Genomic DNA, 21,140 nt, shown 5'->3' with positions numbered 1-21,140 from the left:
CCATGATCGGATTTTGGCTGACAATTATTATATTACTGCTGATCGCGTCTGCGTTATTGGTCATTCCTGCATTGCGCAAGCCTGATGATAAACAACAGAACGACCGTGATGCCATTAATAAAGTCTATTATCAACAGCGTTTAAATGAGCTAAACGCCGACGAAGATCAGGGCGTTGTTGCCGATCGTGAGACCTTAGTAGCCGAGCTACAGCACAACCTGTTAGAAGATATTCCTGAAGATCGGGCTAAGGTCTCCAGCGTTCCTCTTAGCAAAATGACGCTGGTACCCGGTGTGCTGCTATTGGTGGTGGTTTCGCTTGGCCTTTATATGAACACCGGCGGTTTAGCCAAGGTGCTTCAGTGGCAACAGATTATGAAAGAGATGCCCGATCTGCGCCATCGTGCAGACACCGGTCAGCTTTCCGCCCCGGAAGACATTGCCCGCTTTGGCTTAGGATTGCGTACCGATCTGCTTTCTGAACCGAAAAACGTCCGCGACTGGACCATGCTGGGGCTGGCGGGTCTTAAAATGGGCGATAGCGCAATGGCGTTACAGGCTTATGAAAAGGCTTACCAATTGGCGCCTGACGATGCCTATATTCAGATTATCTACGCTAAATTACTCACCCGTTCCAACAATCCTAACGATAGTCAGGAAGCGGCTAAAATTCTGAAAAGGATGCTTACCGCCGATCCGAATAATATCGATGCGTTATCTGCAATCGCGATGAATGCGTTCGGGCAGGGTGATTTTAATCAGGCTATTGCCGCGTGGGAAAAAGTGATCGCACTTTCTCCGGCAGATGCCAAAGATCTGGATGTGATTAAAAATAGCCTCGCCTATGCTAAATCACAAATTACCGCCAGCGGTTCTAAACTATCGGTGACGTTAACGTTATCGCCCGATATGCAAAAATATTTACCGGCGAATGGGCGTATTCTTATTGCCGTCACCGACGGTGAGAGTAGGGTTCCGGTGGCAGTGAAGCAATTGCCATTGGGCCAATTCCCACTAGAATTATCGATAGATGACAGCAATTCAATGATGCCAGCACGTTTGCTTTCAAGCCTTAAACAGGTGAAGATATCGGCTAAAATTACCAGCGGCGATGAAGCAGACACGAAAGCCCTGTCGGGCGAGAGTGAAATTCATTCGTTCACCGCTAATGAAAAAATTGATTTAACCATCGGGCATTTTAAGCAGTAAGCATTATCAGGAGCCTGATTAAATGGAGATAGATATGAAGCGCCGACTAATTGGTATTGCACTTGCCGGAGCCATGCTTACCGGGTGTGCTAGTAATAGTAGCGATGAAGATGGCCGTTCAGATCCATTTGAAGGCTTTAACCGTTCTATGTTTACTTTTAACTACGACTACATGGATCCGTACGTTGTTCGTCCGGTCGCCGTGGTTTGGCGTGACTATATGCCGCAGCCTGCGCGGAATGGTTTGAGCAATTTCACCAGTAACTTAGGTGAGCCTGCCAGCATGGTAAACTACTTTTTACAGGGTGATGTTTATCAGGGCTTCCGCCATTTTAACCGTTTTTTCCTCAATACCCTGCTAGGCATGGGCGGCTTTATTGACGTGGCCGGTATGTCGAACGATAAGCTGCAGAGAACCGACAATCGTCAGTTTGGTCAGGTTCTGGGCCATTACGATGTGCCTTATGGTCCATATGTTGTATTACCGGGCTATGGCTCGGCCACGCCTCGTCAAGAAGGTGGTGCCTATGTCGATTACGTTTATCCGGTGCTGAGCTGGCTTACCTTATGGGGCTCTGTCGGCAAGTGGACGGTTGAAGGTATTGAAACCCGTGCTCAATTGCTCGATCAGGATCAGATGCTGTCAAATTCGCCCGATCCATACATCTTTGTGCGTGAAGCTTACTTCCAGCGCAATGACTTCCTGACCAATGGTGGTCAGACTGCACCTGAGAACAACCCGAACGCTGACGCACTGAAAGGTCAGTTGGACGATATCGACTGATATTCGTCTCATTACGATGGTCAGATAAACAAAGGCCCGCCACGAAAGTGGCGGGCCTTTTGGCTGATGATAAATCCATACGCAAGCACGTTGGTCTTAAAGAACTTAAGCTGAGGGCTTTCAGGCCCAAAGTGCTTCATTCCTGAAAATATCGCTCCTCGGCCGCCAGAAAAAACCAATATTCCGGCGTTGATGATGCGAACGAAACTTACCCTACCATCGAATTAAGCTATCTTGCCAACTACGTTACCGGCTACATTGCCAACTCTTAAAAGGTATAGTTCAGGTTAATACCATATAGCCAAGCTTTACCCTGAGAATTAAACGAATATACCGGGCTATTCGGTGAGTTATTTAGCTTCTCTTCGATTTTCACTTTCTGACCGTGCATATAAGAAACACCAAGGTCTACCGACGCGTCAGCCGTGAGGTTATAGGTGGTTCCGGCGCTGAGCCATAGGCGATCCTGATCCGGTATGGAAATGGAACGGTTGCTGGCCGGTACGGCGCTGTCATCAAAGGCGATACCGGCGCGGTACGTCCACGTTTCATCATGGTAGTACGTGGTGCCTAATGCGATGCGATAAGCGTCACGGAAGCCTTCATGTTTGTAAAATAGCGTGTTGCCGTCCGAGTCAGTGCCTTTCAGCTCTTCAAACTGGCTCCAGCTGGTGTAGCTTAATCCGTAATGCATCGCCCACTTCGGCGCGACTTTGTGGTAACCCGATAATTCCCAGATTTCCGGTAGATTCAAGGTCAAATTGCCGTCAACCGTATTGCCATTGGTACCCCACGGCATGCCGGTAAGAGACTGCATGCCGTTATATCGTGACGGTAGGCTGCTGCTGTAGTCGCCTTTAAAATCGATATCAACCTTCGAGCGGTAGCTCAGCCCGATACGGTTATCTTTATCGATTTCATACATGATGCCGGTGTTCCAGCCATATCCCCACTCATCGCCTTTCATATGGACGACTTCAGTGTTATTTGGCATGCCGCTTCTATTTTCGCCCGCATAGCGAATAATTTCAGCTTTGGCGTAAACGGCGTTAACGCCCGCACCAATACTGAAGTGTTCGCTTAACCGATAGGCGGCACTTACGTTAAAATTGCCGGTAGTTAGCTCGGTCTTTCCGGCCAGAGGCCCGGCGACATATTCATCGCCAAACTCGGTCGATAAACCGTAGTTAGAGGTTAAGAATGTACCTACGGATAGGCTGTCGTTTAGCGGATAGACAAAGTGTAAGTTAGGAACCCATTCGTTTGGCGTAATATCGCTGACGGACATATCGCTACCGGAAGGGGATTTACCGGTCACTTCAACGGTAGGGCGTACGTAAATAGCACCACCGGAGAATGAAGGGCGATCGAACATTGTCATTGCTGCGGGGTTACGGTTACCTGCGGACGCATTATCGGCAATGACGCCTTCGCCGGAGAAGGCGCGGCCCAGACCAGATGAAGATGATTCATTGATCTGAAAACCGGAGGCATAAAGGTTAGAAGATAGGGTCGCAACAACAATTGCCACTGCTGACTTTCTTAGAATATTTTTATAATACATTCCAAAATCTCAAATTAACGACACAAATTATTACGGATTGTAATAATGAAGGCGGCATTGTAGGGAGGATGTGGGGGATGACAGATTAGACCAGTTGGCAGAAATAGCGGGTTTTGGCCAATTTTGCCAATAAAGAATACGGGTAAATGGAAAGTGTTAAGCCATCAGTCAGTACGCGGCACAAAATCCATGCGAAAACCGGGCGGGGAGAGTAGTATAAGAAAGTTTATTTATTTTTGAGCCAGATCTCATAAATGGCTTTCTATAAAACGGTGATTGGTCCGTTTTATTCAACAGGAGAACAACGTTATGTCTGATTCGTTAAAATGTAATGCACAAGAAACCGCGGCCTGCTGTTGCGTTGACGTCGGCACTATTATAGATAACACCGACTGTACCGCATCTTATCAGCACGTTTTTGCTAACCGCGGTGAGGCAGAGCTGATGCTCAAAAGCCTGACTGAAAAAGCGCGAGCCACAGAGTCTGAGCCTTGCCAGATCGACAGCCGCTTTAAAGACGTTGACGGAGGCGTTGAGCTGACCATCGATTTCAATTTTGCCTGTCAGGCTGAAACCATGATTTTCCAACTGGGCCTACGCTAATTTTTTAGCCTAGTGGCAGTGTATTCAGCTTCATTTAACGCCGGTTTTCCGGCGTTATTTATGTCATAACAGAGAGCAGACAATGAAAGTGCTAATTATGAGACATGGCGAAGCCAGTTTTCATGCTGAAAGCGATGCTGATCGTAATTTAACCGAACGCGGTCGGGTGCAAACGGCGCAGATGGCGGTCTGGTTAAGAAATAAAATATCTCATATCGATCGGATTCTGGTTAGCCCCTATATCCGGGCTCAGCAGACGCTAAACGTGATTAAGCATGAGTTTCCACTCTCCGAATCTTCTGAAATCGCGGTTTTGTCTGAGCTGACTCCCGGCGGCGATTCTGCGCTGACGATTGATTACCTGATGGCGCTGGCTCAGGAGGGTATCGATTCGGTTTTGATTGTCTCGCATCTGCCGTTAGTGGGTTATCTGGTCGCTGACCTGTGCCCCGGAGTATATCCACCGATGTTTAGTACCTCTGCGGTAGCCTGTGTGGTGATTGATGCACAAGGGATAGGGACTCTTGAGTGGCAGCAGACGGCCAGCTCGGTAGACTGATATATAGTCAAACTCGATATCGTTTTTGCCCATTGAGCGCAACGCATTGCCCTTCGGCCGCTAGCCAATGGTGATATTCCGGCAATCGTTTCGCGGACGAAACTTGCGCAATACCAGATTAAACCACTTTTGTCGGCGGTCCCGGACGCTCCGGGCGTCTCTTCTTTATGCTGCTACGGCGGCTAAACTCAGATTATCACTATTGGTCTAATTCAATTAACGCCAGAATGGCGGCGTCGCCACCGAATTCTTTAGGCGCCTGATGAAAGGCTACTACGTCAGGGTGTTGGGCCAGCCACAGAGGCGTTTGCTTCTTAAGCACGTGTTTGCCGTGGCCGTGCATCACGCAAACACAGTTAACGTGTTCGCGGCGGCAGGCCGCAATCAGTGCGCCCAGCTCTTGTTTAGCTTCTAACTGAGTCAGTCCGTGCAGATCGAGAAACAGCTCTGGCGGATATTCGCCGCGCCTCAGCTTTTTTAGTTCAAACGGGCTTACGCCGGAACGAAGATAGCGAACCGGGCCTTCTTCGCTCAGCAGTGGCTGATACTCGTCAGAGAAATAGTAACTGGCGTCAATTTGCTCCTGAAGCAGGCGCTCTGGAGACATTTTCAACCGCTTAGGCTTAGAACGATGGAAGATCTTATCTTGTCTAATAGACTTTGTTCCCCGGACAGACTCTCTGAACAGGGCAAAATCATCATCGGTTAACGCAAATTTCTTTTTGGCCACGGGATAAAAACTAAGTGAATAATGTAAAAGATAGCGTTAGTGTAGCCTTATCAGGGATAGCCGTCATATTTTAATCTACGCGGATATCGGCTTGTCCTCTGCATCAATATCATTTTGACCGATTGTGCGAATTTATCATCATAATAACCGGTGATTGAGGCTGATTTGTCGCGTGCTTCATGGCAAACTATGGCGCTATTTCCAAGGTCTATTCCCCCCGGAGGGTTAGTTGGACAAGATTTCTGTTGGTGAAGCTGTAAACGACATGCATACCATCCAAGATATGCTGCGCTGGTCCGTCAGCCGCTTTAATGCGGAGAATATTTTTTACGGTCACGGAACCGATAACGCATGGGATGAAGCCGTTCAGCTAGTGCTGCCGACTCTATTTCTTCCGCTGGATATTCCAGCTGAAATGTACCTTGCCCGCCTGACCGTCAGCGAACGTCATCGTATCGTTGAGCGCGTTATCCGCCGGGTCAATGAGCGGCTGCCCGTCGCCTATTTAACCAATAAAGCCTGGTTTGCCGGTCATGAATTTTTTGTTGATGAGCGGGTTTTAGTTCCCCGTTCGCCTATTGGTGAACTGATTAACAACCGGTTTGAGGCACTATTGCCTCAGGAACCTCAGTTTATTCTGGATATGTGTACCGGCAGCGGCTGTATTGCTATTGCCTGCGCTTATGCCTTCCCTGAGGCTGAAGTCGATGCGGTTGATATTTCTCAAGATGCCTTAGCGGTAGCTGAGCATAATATTGAAGTCCACCGTCTTGAACATCAGGTTACGCCTATTCGTTCAGATCTCTTCCGCGACATGCCGCCGGTTAAATATGACCTGATCGTCACCAATCCACCCTATGTGGATGCTGACGATATGGCTGATTTACCGAAAGAGTTCCGCTTTGAGCCTGAGCTGGGGCTGGCTGCCGGTACCGATGGTCTGAAGCTTGCCCGGCGGATCTTAGCCTGCGCGCCTGACTATTTGAGCGAGAATGGTGTACTGATTTGCGAAGTGGGTAACAGTATGGTTCACCTGATAGCAGAATATCCGGATATTCCGTTTACTTGGCTAGATTTTGAATATGGCGGCGATGGCGTATTTATGCTCACCCGTCAGCAATTGCTGGATTGCCATGAGCATTTCAGAATCTATTGCGACTGATTTTGATCAACGCGTTACCGGGCTTTTCAAATGCTCATGTAAATATGAACAACGGCTAAGGAACTGTGATGGCTGGGAACAGTATTGGACAATTATTTCGCGTAACCACTTTCGGTGAATCCCACGGCGTGGCGCTGGGCTGTATCGTTGACGGCGTTCCGCCGGGTATTCCTCTAACGGAAGCTGATTTACAGCATGATTTAGATCGCCGCCGCCCGGGAACCTCTCGCTACACGACTCAGCGCCGGGAAGCGGATAGCGTACGCATTCTGTCCGGCGTTTTTGAAGGGGTTACTACCGGTACCAGTATCGGGTTACTGATTGAAAACACTGACCAGCGATCTCAGGACTACGGTGAGATCAAAGATCTCTTCCGCCCGGGCCACGCAGATTACACCTATCAACAAAAATATGGCCTGCGCGATTATCGCGGCGGCGGTCGCTCTTCTGCCCGTGAAACGGCGATGCGCGTAGCGGCCGGGGCAATTGCCAAAAAGTATTTGCAACAGCAGTTTGGTATTCAGGTGCGCGGCTATATGTCTCAAATGGGCGCTATCAACTGTGAGCTTAAAGACTGGGATCAGGTAGAGCAGAATCCTTTCTTTTGCCCCGATGCCGACCGCCTAGAAGCGCTGGATGAACTGATGCGCGAACTGAAAAAGGCCGGTGATTCGATTGGTGCCAAGGTAACGGTGGTAGCCGATCGGGTTCCCGTTGGCTTAGGCGAACCGGTTTTCGACCGCCTTGATGCCGATCTGGCCCATGCGTTAATGAGCATCAATGCGGTTAAAGGCGTTGAAATTGGCGACGGTTTTGGCGTGGTGAATAAGCGCGGTAGTGAGAACCGCGACGAGATTACGCCCGACGGTTTTGTGAGTAATCACGCGGGTGGCGTGCTTGGCGGTATCAGCAGCGGCCAGCAGGTGGTGGCTCATATTGCGCTCAAGCCGACGTCTAGTATTACTGTTCCCGGTCGTACCATCAATATGCAGGGTGAGGCGGTTGAGATGATTACCAAAGGGCGCCATGACCCTTGCGTAGGCATTCGGGCTGTGCCTATTGCCGAAGCCATGATGGCAATTGTTTTAATGGATCATCTGTTACGCCATCGGGCCCAGTGCTACGACGTAAAATCAGACGTTCCTCGCTGGTAATTATCAAGGATGTTTTTTATGAAAAATTGGATTTTTGCAGCGCTGGTATCCGCTATGGCTGCTTTCGCAACGGCGGCTACGCCATGGCAGCAGGTTAAAGAGCCGGTAGCCGGAACGGCGCAGGCGATTGGCGAGTTTTCTAACGGTTGTATTATTGGCGCTCAGGCGTTGCCTTTAGAGCACTCGGGCTATCAGGTGATGCGCCCTCAACAGCTGCGCTATTTCGGTCACCCTGATTTACTGGCGTTTATTGACCGGTTAACCACTAAAACCGCGTCCAACGGTTTGGGTACGGTGATGATCGGCGATATGGGAATGCCTGCGGGCGGGCGCTTTGCTACCGGCCATGCCAGCCATCAGAGTGGCCTCGACGTCGATGTCTGGTTACAGTTGCCCGGCGGGCGCTGGAGTGATTCTCAGCTAAAAAATCCGAAGGCTATCGATTTAGTTGCCGGTAACGGCCAAGCCGTGGTTGAAAGCCTATGGTCACCGGACGTGGCTCAGTTGATTAAACTGGCGGCGCAGGATAAAGACGTTGCCCGAATTTTCGTTAACGCGGCGATTAAGCAAAAGCTGTGTGATACCGCCGGTATCGATCGTACTTGGTTGCGTAAAGTTCGCCCTTGGTTTGGCCATCGGGCCCATATGCACGTGCGCTTACGCTGCCCGAGTTCGAGCTTTGAATGCGAAGAGCAGGCCGCGATCCCAGCCGGTGACGGCTGTGGGGCCGAGCTGGCGAGCTGGCTGGAAGCGCCTAAAAAGCTACCGAATGCTAAACCGAAAGATCCGGTAATACCCGAGCCGCCTGCGTCATGTAAGGCGCTGTTAGCCAGCCACTTTAAGGCAAAATGATAAATGGAATGGTTGTCGTTCGGCGTTGAAGTCTATGTGGTACTGTTTTTCGTTGCGATGTTGGCTGGCTTTATTGATTCTATTGCCGGTGGCGGCGGGCTAATTACTCTGCCGGTGTTGTTAGCTTTGGGTTTACCTCCCGCACAGTCTTTGGCAACCAACAAGCTGCAATCGGTGGGGGGAGCATTTTCCGCCAGCCTCTATTTTATCCGCCAAAAGGCGGTTAACTTAAAAGACCAACGCTGGACCATTCTCTGTACTTTTATCGGCGCAACCATCGGCGCGATTTTGATTCAAAGGCTACAGGCCGATCTGCTGCGGGCGGTTTTACCGATACTGGTGATTGCTATTGGCCTGTACTTTTTGTTTAGTCCAAAAGTGGGTGAGCAGGAAAGGCAAAAGCGGCTATCGGTTTGGCCTTTTGCGCTGGTGGCCGGACTGGGCGTCGGTTTTTACGACGGATTTTTCGGGCCGGGAGCGGGCTCTTTTTACGCTTTAGCCTATGTAACGCTGTGCGGTTTTAACCTGACTAAATCGACGGCTCACGCCAAGGTGCTTAATTTCACCTCGAATTTTGCCTCTCTGCTATTTTTTATTATCGGTGGGAAGGTCATTTGGAGTATTGGCCTGGCGATGCTAGGCGGGCAAGTTATCGGTGCCCGTATCGGAGCCAAAATGGTGTTAACCCGCGGGCAAAAACTGATTCGGCCGATGCTAATTACCGTGTCGTTCGTCATGAGCTGCAAACTAATTTATGATAACCACGGCGCCCAGATTCATCAGTGGCTTTCCGGCTTTTTTTAATTCACCTTTATAAAATCAGAGTTAATTTCATTGACCATACAACATAATCCACAGGATCTTATTGACCTGTTTGAGCGTACTTTTGGTGCCGACTATCAAACTAAACTGGTGAACGAAGGCGATGAGCCTATTTATTTGCCGGCTGATGAAACGACGCCCTATAGCCGTATTATTTTTGCCCACGGTTATTATGCCAGCGCGTTTCACGAAATTTCCCATTGGTGTATTGCCGGTGCCGAGCGTCGCAAGCTGGTTGACTTTGGTTACTGGTATTGCCCTGACGGGCGTAGTGCTGAAAAGCAGGCTGAGTTTGAAGTGGTTGAAATTAAGCCTCAGGCCTTTGACTGGCTGTTCAGCGTAGCGTCCGGGTTTCCGTTTAGCGTGAGCTGCGATAATCTGAATTCTGATATCGAGCTTGACCGCGTTGCTTTCCAGCGCAAAGTACACGCTCAGGTGATGGACTATTTAGCCCATGGCATACCGGAACGTCCGGCCCGTTTTATTCAGGCTTTGCAGAATTTTTATCACACGAAGCCGCTGAGTGCCGATGATTTTCCTTATCCTGAATATTGGGTTTAATGACTAAGGATTTTTAATGATCGCAGAATATGAAAGCTGCATTTTGGCGTTAATTGACAATAACGTTGAGCAGGCCGACGACGACGAACTTTTTGCCGGTGGCTATTTACGTGGTCATATTACCTTAGCCGCCGCTCAGGCCGAAGAGCAGGGCCGCAGCGATCTGGCATCGTATGCGCAACTGATTGAGGCCAGTCTGAATAAGGCCATTAAGGCCGGTGAGCTATCACCACCGGATCAGGTTTTAGTCTTTGGGCTGTGGAACAAGTTACACCAACAGGTTCAGTAATCCACTCTTTTGCATTGGGTTTGAATCCGGCGCGTTTGGCCTGTGAACTGAGCTGATTAGCCCAATCTCAAATCTTCTCATTTTATTTCATTGATGCCAGCGGCTGTCGTACCCGGCAGCACGGCTCACCAAACTGCGGCCATGGCCGATATACCGCACCGGTACCAAATCCGATTTCTGTATCAATAAATCTGGCCGGTATTTGGCCGTCTCTAAGCACTCACCCCGTATTTCTTCCTGCCCATTTTGGCGAGAGAAATAGTCAACGTCAAACTCTCGGGAAACAGGTGTACCCTGTTCATTGCTGTTAAGAAAAATGAGGTAGACTTACGTATCATTTAAAGTGGAAGGCTGACTATTCAGGTGCTGGCGTACTATTCATGCTGTCAGTCTTGTAAGGCATTTAACATCTTTTGTTGCATATATTTTGCTGATCGGACTTGTTCAGCTTACAAGTGTAAGCTAATCTGTTAGCGAAATCCCGCCAAGCAATAAAATGTAGAAAGAGGTATTAAATGAAACGTGCAGTCATCACCGGTCTAGGTGTTATTTCGAGTATCGGTAATAACAAGCAGGAAGTCTTAGAATCTTTAAAGATCGGGCGTTCTGGTATTACCCACTCCTCGGAACTGCAAGAAGCAGGCATGCGTAGCCATGTCTGGGGCAATATCAAACTGGATACAGATGGATTGATCGACCGCAAAATTGTTCGCTTCATGAGTGATGCATCAATTTATGCTTACCTTTCTATGCAAGAAGCCATTGCAGATTCCGGTTTAACCGATGAGCAGGTATCCAATATTCGCAGCGGGCTGGTCGTCGGTTCAGGCGGGGGTTCTCCGCATAGTCAGGTCGTAGGTGCTGACGCCATGCGTTCACCACGCGGCGTGCGCGCAGTGGGTCCTTATATGGTCACTAAAGCCATGGCGTCTGGCGTATCAGCCTGTTTGGCTACTCCTTTTAAAATTAAAGGGGTTAACTATTCAATCAGCTCGGCCTGTGCCACTTCCGCACACTGTATCGGCCACGCGGTTGAACTGATTCAACTGGGCAAACAAGACGTTATTTTTGCCGGCGGTGGCGAAGAGCTATGCTGGGAATTGTCCTGTGAATTTGATGCCATGGGCGCACTTTCAACCCAATACAACGATGAGCCAGAGAAAGCGTCCCGTACCTATGACTCTGCCCGCGATGGTTTTGTTATCTCCGGCGGTGGCGGTATTGTAGTAGTGGAAGAGCTGGAACACGCGTTAGCCCGCGGCGCGCATATCTATGCTGAAATCGTTGGCTACGGTGCAACTTCAGACGGCGCAGATATGGTTGCTCCATCCGGTGAAGGCGCAGTCCGCTGTATGAAGATGGCAATGGACGGTGTCGATACGCCGATTGATTATTTGAACGTACACGGTACTTCTACGCCGGTTGGTGATGTTAAAGAGCTGGGCGCTATTCGCGAAGTCTTCGGTGACAACACGCCGGCAATTTCTTCAACTAAAGCGATGACCGGCCATGCGCTGGGTGCTGCTGGTGTACATGAAGCTATCTATTCTCTGCTGATGGTTGAACATGGCTTTATTGCTCCTAGCATCAACATCGATAATTTAGATGAAAAAGCCGCAGGCATGAACATCATTACTAAGCCAACCGAGCGCAAATTGACGACCGTGATGTCAAACAGCTTTGGCTTTGGTGGTACAAACGCAACCTTAGTGATGCGTAAATACCAGAAGTAAGCCTGTCGGGCGTTGGTTGCCTTTTAGCTCTGCTTATCTGAATGACATGCCGGTGAGAATATCACCGGCATTTTTTTATTCTGCGCCGGGGGTAAAACTCAAGGATATATTCAAGTATCATTGCGCTATCTCAGAGATATTGTGTCTTACTGAAAAATCAATTCTCCGTCGTATTCGCTTTTGCGCATGTCGGGGAAGGTATAAAAATCTATGTCATTGAAAGAGAGTAAATCATCCGTTGTGCTACCAATTGTGCTGCTTTTAATCGCGGTGCTGTCTATTCAGTCCGGGGCTACGCTGGCGAAAAGCCTGTTTCCGATAATTGGTGCTCAGGGCATGACCGCGCTGCGCCTAGGGCTTGGTACCATTATTCTGATGATTTTTTTACGGCCATGGCGTAAGCACAGTACCCGCGTGCCGGCACCGGGAGCCAGATGGTGGCTGGTCGCCTATGGCCTTTCTCTGGGCGGTATGAACCTGATGTTTTACATGTCATTGAGAACGGTACCGTTGGGCATTGCGGTTGCGCTTGAGTTTATCGGGCCTTTGTCCGTTGCGATGCTATCTTCCCGCCGGGTAGTGGATTTTTTATGGATTGGATTAGTGATTGTCGGGCTGGGGCTTTTGCTGCCGTTTAACCAGTCGGTCAACGGCGTTGATCCGGTCGGAGCCTGTTATGCCTTAGGTGCCGGCGTTTTTTGGGCGCTATATATTGTATTCGGCCAGAAGGCCGGGGCTAATTACGGTACCCGTTCTGTGGCATTAGGCGCTTTAGTGGCTACGGTGATAGCCTTTCCGATTGGCGTGGCCTATGCCGGTGCCAGCATGTTCTCGTTGGCTATTTTACCCGTCGCTATTGGGGTGGCCGTCTTGTCTACGGCACTGCCTTATTCGTTGGAAATGGTTGCCATGACGCGCCTGCCGGCAAAAACCTTCGGCACCTTAACCAGCCTTGAACCCGCGATGGGCGCGCTATCCGGGCTGGTCTTTCTAAATGAGACGTTATCTTTCATGCAGTGGGCGGGGCTTGCTGCGGTAATCATTGCTTCGATGGGCGCTTCAATGACTATTACGCCTAAGGCGAAGTTAGAGGTAGTCAACATTGCCGAGCGTGATGTTATTTAATGATTTAGCGTTGATGCTTGCCGTTGAATCGACCAGCCAATGGGTATGATTAAGGGGCCGCTATTGCGGCCCCTTGAGTAATAGTGAGATAAACTTTGTTAACCAATCAATATCGCCCGGTTGTAGCCTCAGATGACCCTGAATAAGATATCAAAGATTCGCCAATACCGCCTGATACTGTCCCAACTCTCCAATATTTGCTTTAACCCATTGCTCATCATAATAAGTATCTAAATAGCGTTCGCCGCTGTCGCACAGTAGGGTCACGATTGAACCCGTTTCACCATTCTGGCGCATGCGTTTGGCCAGCTGTAGCGCTCCCCATACGTTGGTTCCGGTTGATGCGCCGGTTTTGCGACCAAGAATTTTTTCTAGCCATTGGATGGTTGCAATACTGGCAGCATCAGGAACCTGAATCATTTCATCAATAACGTCAGGAATAAACGACGGCTCCACGCGAGGACGGCCTATGCCTTCAATACGGCTACCGCAGCGGCCCGTCAGGGTTTTATCGCCGCAGCGGTAATAGTCATAGAATATAGAATGCTCAGGATCGACCACCACCAGTTTGGTGTCATAGCCCTGATAGCGAATATAGCGGCCCAGCGTGGCCGACGTGCCGCCGGTTCCTGCGCTCATCACAATATAGTCAGGAATTGGCGAGGGTTCGCGCTCCATTTGGCGAAATATGCTGTCGGCAATATTATTGTTACCACGCCAGTCGGTCGCCCGTTCGGCATAGGTGAACTGGTCCATATAGTGGCCGTTAAGCTCTTTCGCCAGCCGTTCTGATGCCTGATAGATTTGCGCGGCGTGGTCTACAAAATGGCAACGTCCGCCGTAAAATTCAATTTGTTCTACTTTACGTTTAGCCGTGCAGCTTGGCATCACGGCAACAAAGGGTAGCCCTAATAGCCGGGCAAAATAGGCTTCTGAAACCGCCGTGCTGCCGGAAGACGACTCTATAATGGTGGTATTTTGCTTTATCCAGCCGTTCGACAGGCCGTATAAAAACAGCGATCGGGCCAAGCGGTGCTTTAAGCTGCCTGTGGGGTGAGTGCTTTCATCTTTTAGATAGAGATAAATACCGGGAAACTGGGGTAGGCATACGCGGATCAGGTGCGTATCGGCAGAACGTTGAAAGTCGGCTTCAATTTCACTGATGGCCTGTTTTACCCAGTGGCGTGGCATAATTTATCCCCTTAATGGTGTTAACCCTGTCTGGATAGAGTAACGATTAATGCAGAAAAAATTATTGCTATTTTTACTCTATAATCGCTAAATAAGAGAAATATTTTCTCTCTGGTGCCGTTATGTTAGACAGAATTGACCGAAAGCTACTTAATCTTTTGCAGCAGGACTGCACGCTTTCCCTTCAGGCTTTGGCTGATGAAGTAAACTTAACTTCAACGCCGTGCTGGAAAAGGCTGAAAAGATTAGAAGATGACGGGTATATCCGTAATAAGGTGGCGCTGTTGGACGCTGAAAAGCTAGGCTTAGCCCTGACGGCGTTTGTGTTGATTAAAACCCAGTGTCATAGCAGCGAGTGGTATCAGACTTTTGTTAACCAAGTCAGCGAAATGCCTGAAGTGATGGCATTTTATCGCATGGCCGGAGAATATGATTATCTGATGCGGGTGCAGGTTACCGACATGAAGAGTTTTGACCGTTTTTATAAGCGTTTGGTCAACGGCGTTCCGGGCTTAAGCGATGTGACTTCCAGCTTTTCAATGGAAGAAATTAAGTTCACGACCTGCTTACCGATTCCCGAATGATTGGTCGGCTAAATGAGAAATAGTTTCATTTGGTCTTGATGGAAATGATATTCTACGGGTGGTTTTTCGCCCCGATCCTTGCCCGAAAATTGCCAGCATTGTTTACTTTAACTATCGGATTAATTAAGTGAAATTGTTTTCCCAACTGCGTTGGTTTTTCGTATTACAGTGGAAACGCTACTTAGGCGCAGTGACGTTGCTGATGGTTATCGCCTTATTACAGTTGCTTCCGCCTAAACTGGTCGGAACCATTGTTGATGGCATTACCCATCAGCAAATGAGCGCAACGGTATTACTGATGTGGGTTGGTACCATCCTCGCTACGGCCCTGACGATCTATCTGCTGCGCTATGTATGGCGTGTACTGCTGTTTGGCGCTTCTTATCAGTTAGCCGTTAAGCTACGGGACAATTTTTATCATCAGCTTAGCCGCCAGCATCCCAATTTTTATTTGCGCCACCGTACCGGCGATTTGATTGCCAGAGCGACCAATGACGTCGATAAAGTGGTGTTTGCCGCGGGCGAGGGGGTGCTTACGATGGTGGATTCTATGGTGATCGGGTTAGCGGTGCTGGTTGTCATGAGTACTCAGATCAGTTGGCAGCTAACGCTACTTTCTTTGCTGCCGATGCCGTTTATGGCCATTTTTATTAAACGCTTTGGCGATCAACTGCATCGCCGGTTTAAAACAGCTCAGGCAGCGTTCTCTGCGCTAAATGATAGAACTCAAGAAAGCTTAACCAGCATCCGCATGATTAAAGCCTTTGGGCTTGAGCGTTACCAGTCGCGGCTGTTTGCCGACGTGGCTCAGGACGCCGGCAGCAAGAATATGATGGTTGCCCGGGTTGATGCCCGGTTTGATCCGACCATTTACCTGTCCGTTGCCTGCGCCAATATGCTGGCGGTAGGCGGAGGGAGCTGGATGGTGATTAACAATCAGCTGACCTTAGGTCAACTGACCAGCTTTGTGATGTATTTGGGCCTGATGATTTGGCCTATGCTCGCGCTGGCATGGATGTTTAACATCGTTGAACGCGGTAGTGCGGCCTATAGCCGGATTTCAAGCTTGCTCACTGAAATGCCCGAAGTGGCCGATGGTGAACTTTCGGTTCCGGCAGCGCGCGGAGTATTAGAGATTAATATTCGCCGGTTTACCTATCCGCAGGCGGATGCCCCTACGCTGGAAAGTATTCGCGCCCGGCTGGCTCCGGGGGAAACCTTGGGGCTATGTGGGCCGACCGGTTCCGGTAAGAGTACGTTGCTGGCTTTGATCCTGCGTCAGTTTGACGTCACCGACGGTGATATCTGCTTTCATGGGCTGCCGCTTCGTCAGTTAAAGCTCGATGAATGGCGGGCCCGCTTATCGGTAGTGAGCCAGACGCCGTTTTTGTTTTCTGCCAGCATTGCCGAGAATATCGCGCTGGGCAGGCCGGGTGCTTCACAGGATGACATTGAGCGCGCTGCCGCTTTGGCCTGCGTTCATGACGATATTCTCAGCCTCGCGCACGGGTATAACACGGAAGTGGGTGAACGGGGCGTGATGCTGTCAGGCGGGCAAAAGCAGCGTATTGTCATTGCCCGCGCGCTGCTGTTGGAAAGTGAAATTTTGGTGCTTGATGACGCGCTGTCTGCGGTTGATGGCCGGACCGAATATCAGATTTTACAAAACCTGCGCAGCTGGGGGGAAGGTCGTACCTTGATTATCAGCGCTCACCGGCTTTCTGGCCTGCTGCACGCGAATGAAATCTTAGTGCTACAGGATGGGCATATTGCTCAGCGGGGCAACCATGCTCAGCTTTCTGAACAATCAGGATGGTATCGGAACATATATCGTTATCAGCAACTGGAAGCGGCTTTAGATGAGTGAAATAAATCTTAAAATAACCCCAAAATTCCAGCAGCTGTGGCCAACCTTAAAACGACTGCTGACCTATGGGCTTCCTTACCGTAAGCCTTTAACTATCGCTGCGCTTTTGCTGTGGTTGGCTGCGGGCGCCGAAGTGTGCGGGCCGGTTATTATCAGCTATTTTATCGATACCATGGTGGCCAGAAACTCCATGCCGATAGAGAAGGTGGCCGGGCTGGGTGCGCTATTCTTATTGCTTCAAATAGCGGCAGCGACCCTGCGTTATAATCAGGCACTGCTGTTTAATCATGCTGCCGTTGGCGTAGTACAGACTATACGTAGTGATGTCATGGATGCGGCACTTAAGCAGCCCATTTCAGTTTTTGATACCCAGCCGGTAGGGCAGCTGATTTCAAAAGTGACTAACGATACTGAGGTTATCAAAGACCTGTACGTGACCGTCGTGGCTACGGTATTGCGCAGCGCAGCGTTGGTCAGTGCGATGCTGATTGCGATGTTTAGCCTTAACTGGCGTATGGCACTGATCGCGATTACCATTTTTCCTATTGTTATTATGCTGATGACCATCTATCAGCGCGTTAGTACGCCGATCATTCGTCAGGTGCGTAGCCTGCTGGCCGATATTAATAACGGATTTAACGAGGCAATTGGCGGTATGGCCGTATTACAGCAGTTCCGCCAGCAGGTTCGTTTTGGCGAGCGGCTTAATGCTACCAGTCAGGAGCATTACCGTATGCGGATAAAAACGCTACGGATGGAAAGTTTACTGCTGCGGCCTTTGCTAAGTTTGATCTCCGCGATGATTCTCAGCGGTCTGTTGGTCCTGTTCGGGCTTAGCCCTGAAGGTTCTATTGGCGTCGGCGTGCTGTATGCCTTTATCAACTACCTCTCCCGATTGAATGAACCCCTGATCGAGCTGACATCGCAACAGGCGATGATGCAGCAGGCGGTGGTGGCCGGTGAGCGTATTTTCGAACTGATGGACGGCGTGCAGCAAACGTATGGTACCGATAACCGACCGTTGTTGTCGGGCAAGATTGATATCCGCCACATTAACTTCTCTTACAATCGGGCGAAATGCGTACTGCAAGATATAAATATCTCCGTTGCGTCGCGCAGTTTTGTTGCGCTAGTCGGGCATACCGGCAGCGGTAAAAGTACGCTGGCTAACTTACTGATGGGATATTATCCGCTGAACGGCGGCCAGATCTATTTAGACGATCGGCCTTTAGATTCACTCAGCCATGAGGTTTTGCGATCCGGCGTTGCGATGGTGCAACAGGATCCGGTTGTTCTGGCCGATACGGTGTATGCCAACGTCGCGCTAGGGCGCGACATTAGTGAGGCGCGGGTTAAGCAAGCGCTGCAAATATCGCAAATGGACGCGTTGGTTAACGGCATGCCTAACGGTATCAATACCATTCTGGGCGAGCAGGGGAATAATCTGTCCGTTGGTCAGAAGCAGCTATTGGCGCTGGCTCGGGTGTTGGTTCAGACGCCGGAAGTTCTGATCTTAGATGAGGCCACCGCCAATATAGACTCCGGTACTGAGCAGGCGATTCATCAGGCGCTCAGTGCCATAAGGCATAAAACGACGCTGGTGGTGATTGCTCACCGTTTGTCGACCATCGTTGAGGCCGATCGGATAGTGGTGCTAAACCGCGGGCAGATTGTGGAAACCGGTACTCACCGACAGCTGCTGGCAATGAAAGGCCGCTATTATCAGATGCATCAGCTACAGCTGGCGGCAACGGAGCTTGAGTATCAGGAGTAGAAATGAAGCCGTTGTTTCTGAGCCGATTCCTGCGTTTGCAAGATTGAATATCTTCCATTAATCAAGACGCCCCCACGTAGAGTGGGGGCGAGGTTACGCCGAGTAGGCGATTAAAACGCAAAGCACGAACAGCCAAAGGCTCCCCAGAATGCCGTTTCATCACTGATTGGAATAGACGATTTGCGCGCGATATCGTGCTGATGTCCGTGAACGTTACAGCTGCCACAGCACTGATGAACCGTTGTCATCATGCCAACTTTTGCCGTATCTGGCGGCGTTGAGCGATAATGACCGGGTACCTTCACAATGGGGGACCAGTCCGGAACCACCGGTATCGGCGGTGGTGCCAGTGGCGTAAAGGCTCCTGCGGCATACACGACTTTGCCGTCTACAATGGTCATTACTGACTCAATGCTTTTAATCGCTTCTTCTGGAATGCTGAAATAGTCCTGAGAAAGCACTACGAGATCTGCCAACTGCCCGGCCTTGATCCTTCCTTTCTTTCCCTCTTCGCTTGAGAACCAGGCGCTGCCGGCGGTCCAAAGCTCCAGTGCAATATCGCGGGGTAGTCGGTTACTTTCACTGTACATCTGCATTCCGCCAACGGTACGCCCGGAAACCAGCCAATAGAGCGCTGTCCATGGGTTATAGCTCGCTACGCGTGTTGCATCGGTTCCTAGCCCAACCGGTACTTCGGCAGCTAACATTTTGGCCACGGGCGGCGTCTGCTTCACTGCCTCCATGCCATAACGGTCGACGAAGTACTCTCCCTGAAAAGCCATTCGGTGCTGTACGGCAATGCCGCCGCCTAACGCTTTAACCCGTTCGATATTCTGTTCTGTAATCGTTTCGGCGTGGTCGAATATCCAGTGCAAACCGTTAAAGGGGATATCTTGGTTAACCTTCTCGAAAACGTTTAGCATTCGGCCAATGGATTCGTTGTAGGTGGCGTGTAACCGAAATGGCCAGCGATGTTCAACCAGATGCCGTACTACGCGTTCCAATTCCGCCTCCATGCCGTCCGGCAAGTCGGGGCGTGGTTGAAGGAAATCTTCAAAATCCGCGGCCGAGAACACCAGCATTTCCCCCGCGCCGTTAGCCCGGTAGAAATCGGTCCCTTGCCCGGGCTTAAGCATGTCGGTCCATCTCTCAAAGTCTTCCAGTTCATGCTGAGGACGCTGAGTAAACAGGTTATAGGCAACGCGCACCGTCATCTGATTTTGCGCGTGCAACTGCTCGATGATCTGATAATCTTCAGGATAGTTCTGAAAGCCCCCGCCAGCGTCGATAGCGCTGGTAATACCGAGGCGGTTCAGTTCGCGCATAAACTGGCGCGTTGAATTTATTTGCATATCCAGCGGCAGTTTTGGCCCCTTAGCCAACGTGGAGTAGAGCAGCATCGCATTTGGTTTGGCGATCAGCATGCCGGTCGGATTGCCTTGGCTATCGCGGACAATCTCGCCTCCCGGAGGGTTGGGCGTTTCTTTGGTATAGCCGACCGCTCTCAGCGCTGCGCGATTAAGTAGCGCACGGTCGTAGAGATGCAGTACAAACACGGGCGTATCCGGTGCGGCTTCATTTAACTCTTCAATTGTGGGCATGCGGCGTTCGGCAAATTGAAATTCAGTCCAACCGCCCACTACGCGAACCCATTGGGGCGACGGCGTGCGTATCGCTTGGTCTTTAAGCATTCGTAATGCATCTGCCAATGAGGGCACGCCTTCCCAACGCAATTCGAGGTTATAGTTCAGCCCGCCTCGGATCAAATGAAGATGAGAATCGTTGAGGCCAGGAATGACCGTGTGGCCTTTAAGATCTACGATCAGGCTTCCCTCACCGGCAAAGCTCATTATCCAAGACGTCGTTCCGGCGGCGAGAATTTTGCCATCTTTAATCGCCACCGCTTCAGCCAGCGGATTCTCACTATCCAGCGTATGAAACTGGCCGTTGGTAAAAATTAGTGAAGCATGTTGTGACATAAACCGATCTCCTTACGAAGTCTTACTTTTTAAGCCAACTTGCAAACAGTCTGGTCATCATCGGCATCCATAGCCAAACTACTAACATCACCACGCAGGCGTCATTTATAAAATGTAGTCCTAACGTGCCGTGTAATTGAGGAAATATTTTTTCCGTTATCCATGGGATCAAGTTGGTACTTGGAAAAATGACCAGTAGCGTAATAAGAAACTGTTTCCACCTCGGTGGCTGTTTCATATTGGTACTTTCTGGCGTGAACCAGAAGGCGGCTTCAGTATGTACGGTGACTTTGTCATCGTCGTTCAAAACAGGCCCGATCTCTTCAACGAGCGCCTGTCGTTCGGGCGAATTGACCCAAGCATTGAGGTGTTCGAGGGTATCGAAGCGTATCACCACGTTGTAAGTGCTATTTCCAACCGTGGGACGAATAACGTGCACCCCGAGGTGGCCGGGAAAACGCGCCGCGATCGGCATTGTTTTTTCCAACCACTGTTCATAGCGTGCGGCTTGCCCCGGTTGGAGAGAATGAGTAATCAGTAGAGTAAAGGAATTATTGTCGGCCATATGAATACTCAGAATCAGAAAAGGGAAGTCAATC

At 50.0% G+C, this 21,140-nt stretch carries 20 protein-coding genes; 15 read left to right on the top strand and 5 right to left on the bottom strand.

The genetic code is table 11. The annotated features are described in order from the left end of the window. Positions 1–2: 2 nt before the first annotated feature. The gene (gene ccmI / locus GVI43_RS12160; RefSeq protein WP_159567133.1) at positions 3–1,208 is read left to right on the top strand and encodes a c-type cytochrome biogenesis protein CcmI; all 1,206 of its coding nucleotides are present in this window, start codon (positions 3–5) and stop codon (positions 1,206–1,208) included. Positions 1,209–1,242: 34 nt separating this feature from the next. Then, entirely contained in the window at positions 1,243–1,992 is a 750-nt protein-coding gene (gene mlaA / locus GVI43_RS12155) for a phospholipid-binding lipoprotein MlaA (RefSeq protein WP_159567132.1), read from the top strand. 268 nt (positions 1,993–2,260) lie between these two features. On the opposite strand, the gene fadL is transcribed toward mlaA, so the two are convergent. After that, entirely contained in the window at positions 2,261–3,556 is a 1,296-nt protein-coding gene (gene fadL / locus GVI43_RS12150) for a long-chain fatty acid transporter FadL (RefSeq protein ID WP_159567131.1), read from the bottom strand. A gap of 309 nt (positions 3,557–3,865) precedes the next feature. Between fadL and GVI43_RS12145 the strand changes: the two genes are divergently transcribed. Both GVI43_RS12145 and sixA read left to right on the top strand, forming a co-directional pair. Further along, positions 3,866–4,159, top strand: coding sequence for a YfcZ/YiiS family protein (locus tag GVI43_RS12145; RefSeq protein WP_159567130.1), 294 nt, complete (start codon positions 3,866–3,868; stop codon positions 4,157–4,159). An 82-nt stretch (positions 4,160–4,241) separates the two neighbouring features. Continuing rightward, complete coding sequence (gene sixA, locus GVI43_RS12140; protein WP_159567129.1) at positions 4,242–4,718, top strand: phosphohistidine phosphatase SixA; 477 nt, start codon at positions 4,242–4,244, stop codon at positions 4,716–4,718. Positions 4,719–4,917: 199 nt separating this feature from the next. Here sixA and smrB read toward each other — a convergent pair whose 3' ends face one another. Continuing rightward, complete coding sequence (smrB, locus tag GVI43_RS12135) at positions 4,918–5,448, bottom strand: endonuclease SmrB (RefSeq protein ID WP_159567128.1); 531 nt, start codon at positions 5,446–5,448, stop codon at positions 4,918–4,920. Between the two features lie 229 nt (positions 5,449–5,677). Here smrB and prmB point away from each other — a divergent pair, with 229 nt between their 5' ends. The 8 genes from prmB to rhtA all read left to right on the top strand — a co-directional run bounded on the left by prmB (position 5,678) and on the right by rhtA (position 13,146). Next, positions 5,678–6,610 carry a 50S ribosomal protein L3 N(5)-glutamine methyltransferase gene (gene prmB, locus GVI43_RS12130; protein WP_159567127.1) on the top strand — a complete coding sequence of 311 codons (933 nt, stop codon included), beginning with the start codon at positions 5,678–5,680 and terminating at the stop codon, positions 6,608–6,610. A 68-nt stretch (positions 6,611–6,678) separates the two neighbouring features. Beyond that, positions 6,679–7,764, top strand: coding sequence for a chorismate synthase (gene aroC / locus GVI43_RS12125; protein ID WP_159567126.1), 1,086 nt, complete (start codon positions 6,679–6,681; stop codon positions 7,762–7,764). An 18-nt stretch (positions 7,765–7,782) separates the two neighbouring features. Next, positions 7,783–8,616: a penicillin-insensitive murein endopeptidase gene (gene mepA, locus GVI43_RS12120; protein ID WP_159567125.1), complete on the top strand. Its 834-nt coding sequence runs from the start codon at positions 7,783–7,785 to the stop codon at positions 8,614–8,616. Positions 8,617–8,619: 3 nt separating this feature from the next. Beyond that, positions 8,620–9,420, top strand: coding sequence for a sulfite exporter TauE/SafE family protein (locus tag GVI43_RS12115; protein ID WP_159567124.1), 801 nt, complete (start codon positions 8,620–8,622; stop codon positions 9,418–9,420). 30 nt (positions 9,421–9,450) lie between these two features. Next, positions 9,451–9,999, top strand: a complete 549-nt coding sequence (locus GVI43_RS12110; protein ID WP_159567123.1) for an elongation factor P hydroxylase — start codon at positions 9,451–9,453, stop codon at positions 9,997–9,999. A 16-nt stretch (positions 10,000–10,015) separates the two neighbouring features. Next, positions 10,016–10,288, top strand: coding sequence for a YfcL family protein (locus GVI43_RS12105; protein ID WP_159567122.1), 273 nt, complete (start codon positions 10,016–10,018; stop codon positions 10,286–10,288). 515 nt (positions 10,289–10,803) lie between these two features. Next, positions 10,804–12,021 carry a beta-ketoacyl-ACP synthase I gene (fabB, locus tag GVI43_RS12100; RefSeq protein ID WP_159567121.1) on the top strand — a complete coding sequence of 406 codons (1,218 nt, stop codon included), beginning with the start codon at positions 10,804–10,806 and terminating at the stop codon, positions 12,019–12,021. A 210-nt stretch (positions 12,022–12,231) separates the two neighbouring features. Beyond that, entirely contained in the window at positions 12,232–13,146 is a 915-nt protein-coding gene (rhtA, locus tag GVI43_RS12095) for a threonine/homoserine exporter RhtA (protein WP_159567120.1), read from the top strand. A gap of 150 nt (positions 13,147–13,296) precedes the next feature. Here rhtA and GVI43_RS12090 read toward each other — a convergent pair whose 3' ends face one another. Beyond that, positions 13,297–14,337 (bottom strand): PLP-dependent cysteine synthase family protein, encoded by a 1,041-nt coding sequence (locus GVI43_RS12090; protein WP_159567119.1) that lies wholly within the window; start codon positions 14,335–14,337, stop codon positions 13,297–13,299. A gap of 122 nt (positions 14,338–14,459) precedes the next feature. Here GVI43_RS12090 and GVI43_RS12085 point away from each other — a divergent pair, with 122 nt between their 5' ends. The 3 genes from GVI43_RS12085 (at position 14,460) to GVI43_RS12075 (ending at position 18,562) form a co-directional block, all read left to right on the top strand. Further along, positions 14,460–14,921 (top strand): Lrp/AsnC family transcriptional regulator, encoded by a 462-nt coding sequence (locus GVI43_RS12085; protein WP_159567118.1) that lies wholly within the window; start codon positions 14,460–14,462, stop codon positions 14,919–14,921. Positions 14,922–15,048: 127 nt separating this feature from the next. Continuing rightward, positions 15,049–16,788 carry a SmdA family multidrug ABC transporter permease/ATP-binding protein gene (locus tag GVI43_RS12080; protein ID WP_159567117.1) on the top strand — a complete coding sequence of 580 codons (1,740 nt, stop codon included), beginning with the start codon at positions 15,049–15,051 and terminating at the stop codon, positions 16,786–16,788. Further along, positions 16,781–18,562: a SmdB family multidrug efflux ABC transporter permease/ATP-binding protein gene (locus GVI43_RS12075; protein ID WP_159567116.1), complete on the top strand. Its 1,782-nt coding sequence runs from the start codon at positions 16,781–16,783 to the stop codon at positions 18,560–18,562. The genes GVI43_RS12080 and GVI43_RS12075 overlap by 8 nt, the downstream gene beginning before the upstream one ends. A gap of 110 nt (positions 18,563–18,672) precedes the next feature. Here GVI43_RS12075 and GVI43_RS12070 read toward each other — a convergent pair whose 3' ends face one another. Both GVI43_RS12070 and GVI43_RS12065 read right to left on the bottom strand, forming a co-directional pair. After that, a complete protein-coding gene (locus tag GVI43_RS12070; RefSeq protein ID WP_159567115.1) occupies positions 18,673–20,541 on the bottom strand; it encodes an amidohydrolase in 1,869 nt (622 codons plus the stop codon). A 22-nt stretch (positions 20,542–20,563) separates the two neighbouring features. Further along, entirely contained in the window at positions 20,564–21,106 is a 543-nt protein-coding gene (locus tag GVI43_RS12065; protein ID WP_159567114.1) for an antibiotic biosynthesis monooxygenase, read from the bottom strand. Positions 21,107–21,140 lie beyond the last annotated feature (34 nt).

The organism is Budvicia diplopodorum (assembly GCF_009800925.1).
Lineage (GTDB): Bacteria > Pseudomonadota > Gammaproteobacteria > Enterobacterales > Enterobacteriaceae > Budvicia > Budvicia diplopodorum.
The sequence above is the reverse complement of the archived record's forward strand: the minus strand, read 5'-3'. Positions and strand labels throughout refer to the sequence as shown.

Bases quoted from the DNA above. Each gene is read 5' to 3' on its own strand.
- mepA (WP_159567125.1), top strand. From the start codon at position 7,783: ATGAAAAATTGGATTTTTGCAGCGCTGGTATCCGCTATGGCTGCTTTC.
- ccmI (WP_159567133.1), top strand. From the start codon at position 3: ATGATCGGATTTTGGCTGACAATTATTATATTACTGCTGATCGCGTCT.
- GVI43_RS12075 (WP_159567116.1), top strand. From the start codon at position 16,781: ATGAGTGAAATAAATCTTAAAATAACCCCAAAATTCCAGCAGCTGTGG.
- fadL (WP_159567131.1), bottom strand. From the start codon at position 3,556: ATGTATTATAAAAATATTCTAAGAAAGTCAGCAGTGGCAATTGTTGTT.
- GVI43_RS12115 (WP_159567124.1), top strand. From the start codon at position 8,620: ATGGAATGGTTGTCGTTCGGCGTTGAAGTCTATGTGGTACTGTTTTTC.
- mlaA (WP_159567132.1), top strand. From the start codon at position 1,243: ATGAAGCGCCGACTAATTGGTATTGCACTTGCCGGAGCCATGCTTACC.
- GVI43_RS12105 (WP_159567122.1), top strand. From the start codon at position 10,016: ATGATCGCAGAATATGAAAGCTGCATTTTGGCGTTAATTGACAATAAC.
- fabB (WP_159567121.1), top strand. From the start codon at position 10,804: ATGAAACGTGCAGTCATCACCGGTCTAGGTGTTATTTCGAGTATCGGT.
- GVI43_RS12070 (WP_159567115.1), bottom strand. From the start codon at position 20,541: ATGTCACAACATGCTTCACTAATTTTTACCAACGGCCAGTTTCATACG.
- GVI43_RS12145 (WP_159567130.1), top strand. From the start codon at position 3,866: ATGTCTGATTCGTTAAAATGTAATGCACAAGAAACCGCGGCCTGCTGT.
- rhtA (WP_159567120.1), top strand. From the start codon at position 12,232: ATGTCATTGAAAGAGAGTAAATCATCCGTTGTGCTACCAATTGTGCTG.
- GVI43_RS12090 (WP_159567119.1), bottom strand. From the start codon at position 14,337: ATGCCACGCCACTGGGTAAAACAGGCCATCAGTGAAATTGAAGCCGAC.
- GVI43_RS12065 (WP_159567114.1), bottom strand. From the start codon at position 21,106: ATGGCCGACAATAATTCCTTTACTCTACTGATTACTCATTCTCTCCAA.
- sixA (WP_159567129.1), top strand. From the start codon at position 4,242: ATGAAAGTGCTAATTATGAGACATGGCGAAGCCAGTTTTCATGCTGAA.
- GVI43_RS12085 (WP_159567118.1), top strand. From the start codon at position 14,460: ATGTTAGACAGAATTGACCGAAAGCTACTTAATCTTTTGCAGCAGGAC.
- aroC (WP_159567126.1), top strand. From the start codon at position 6,679: ATGGCTGGGAACAGTATTGGACAATTATTTCGCGTAACCACTTTCGGT.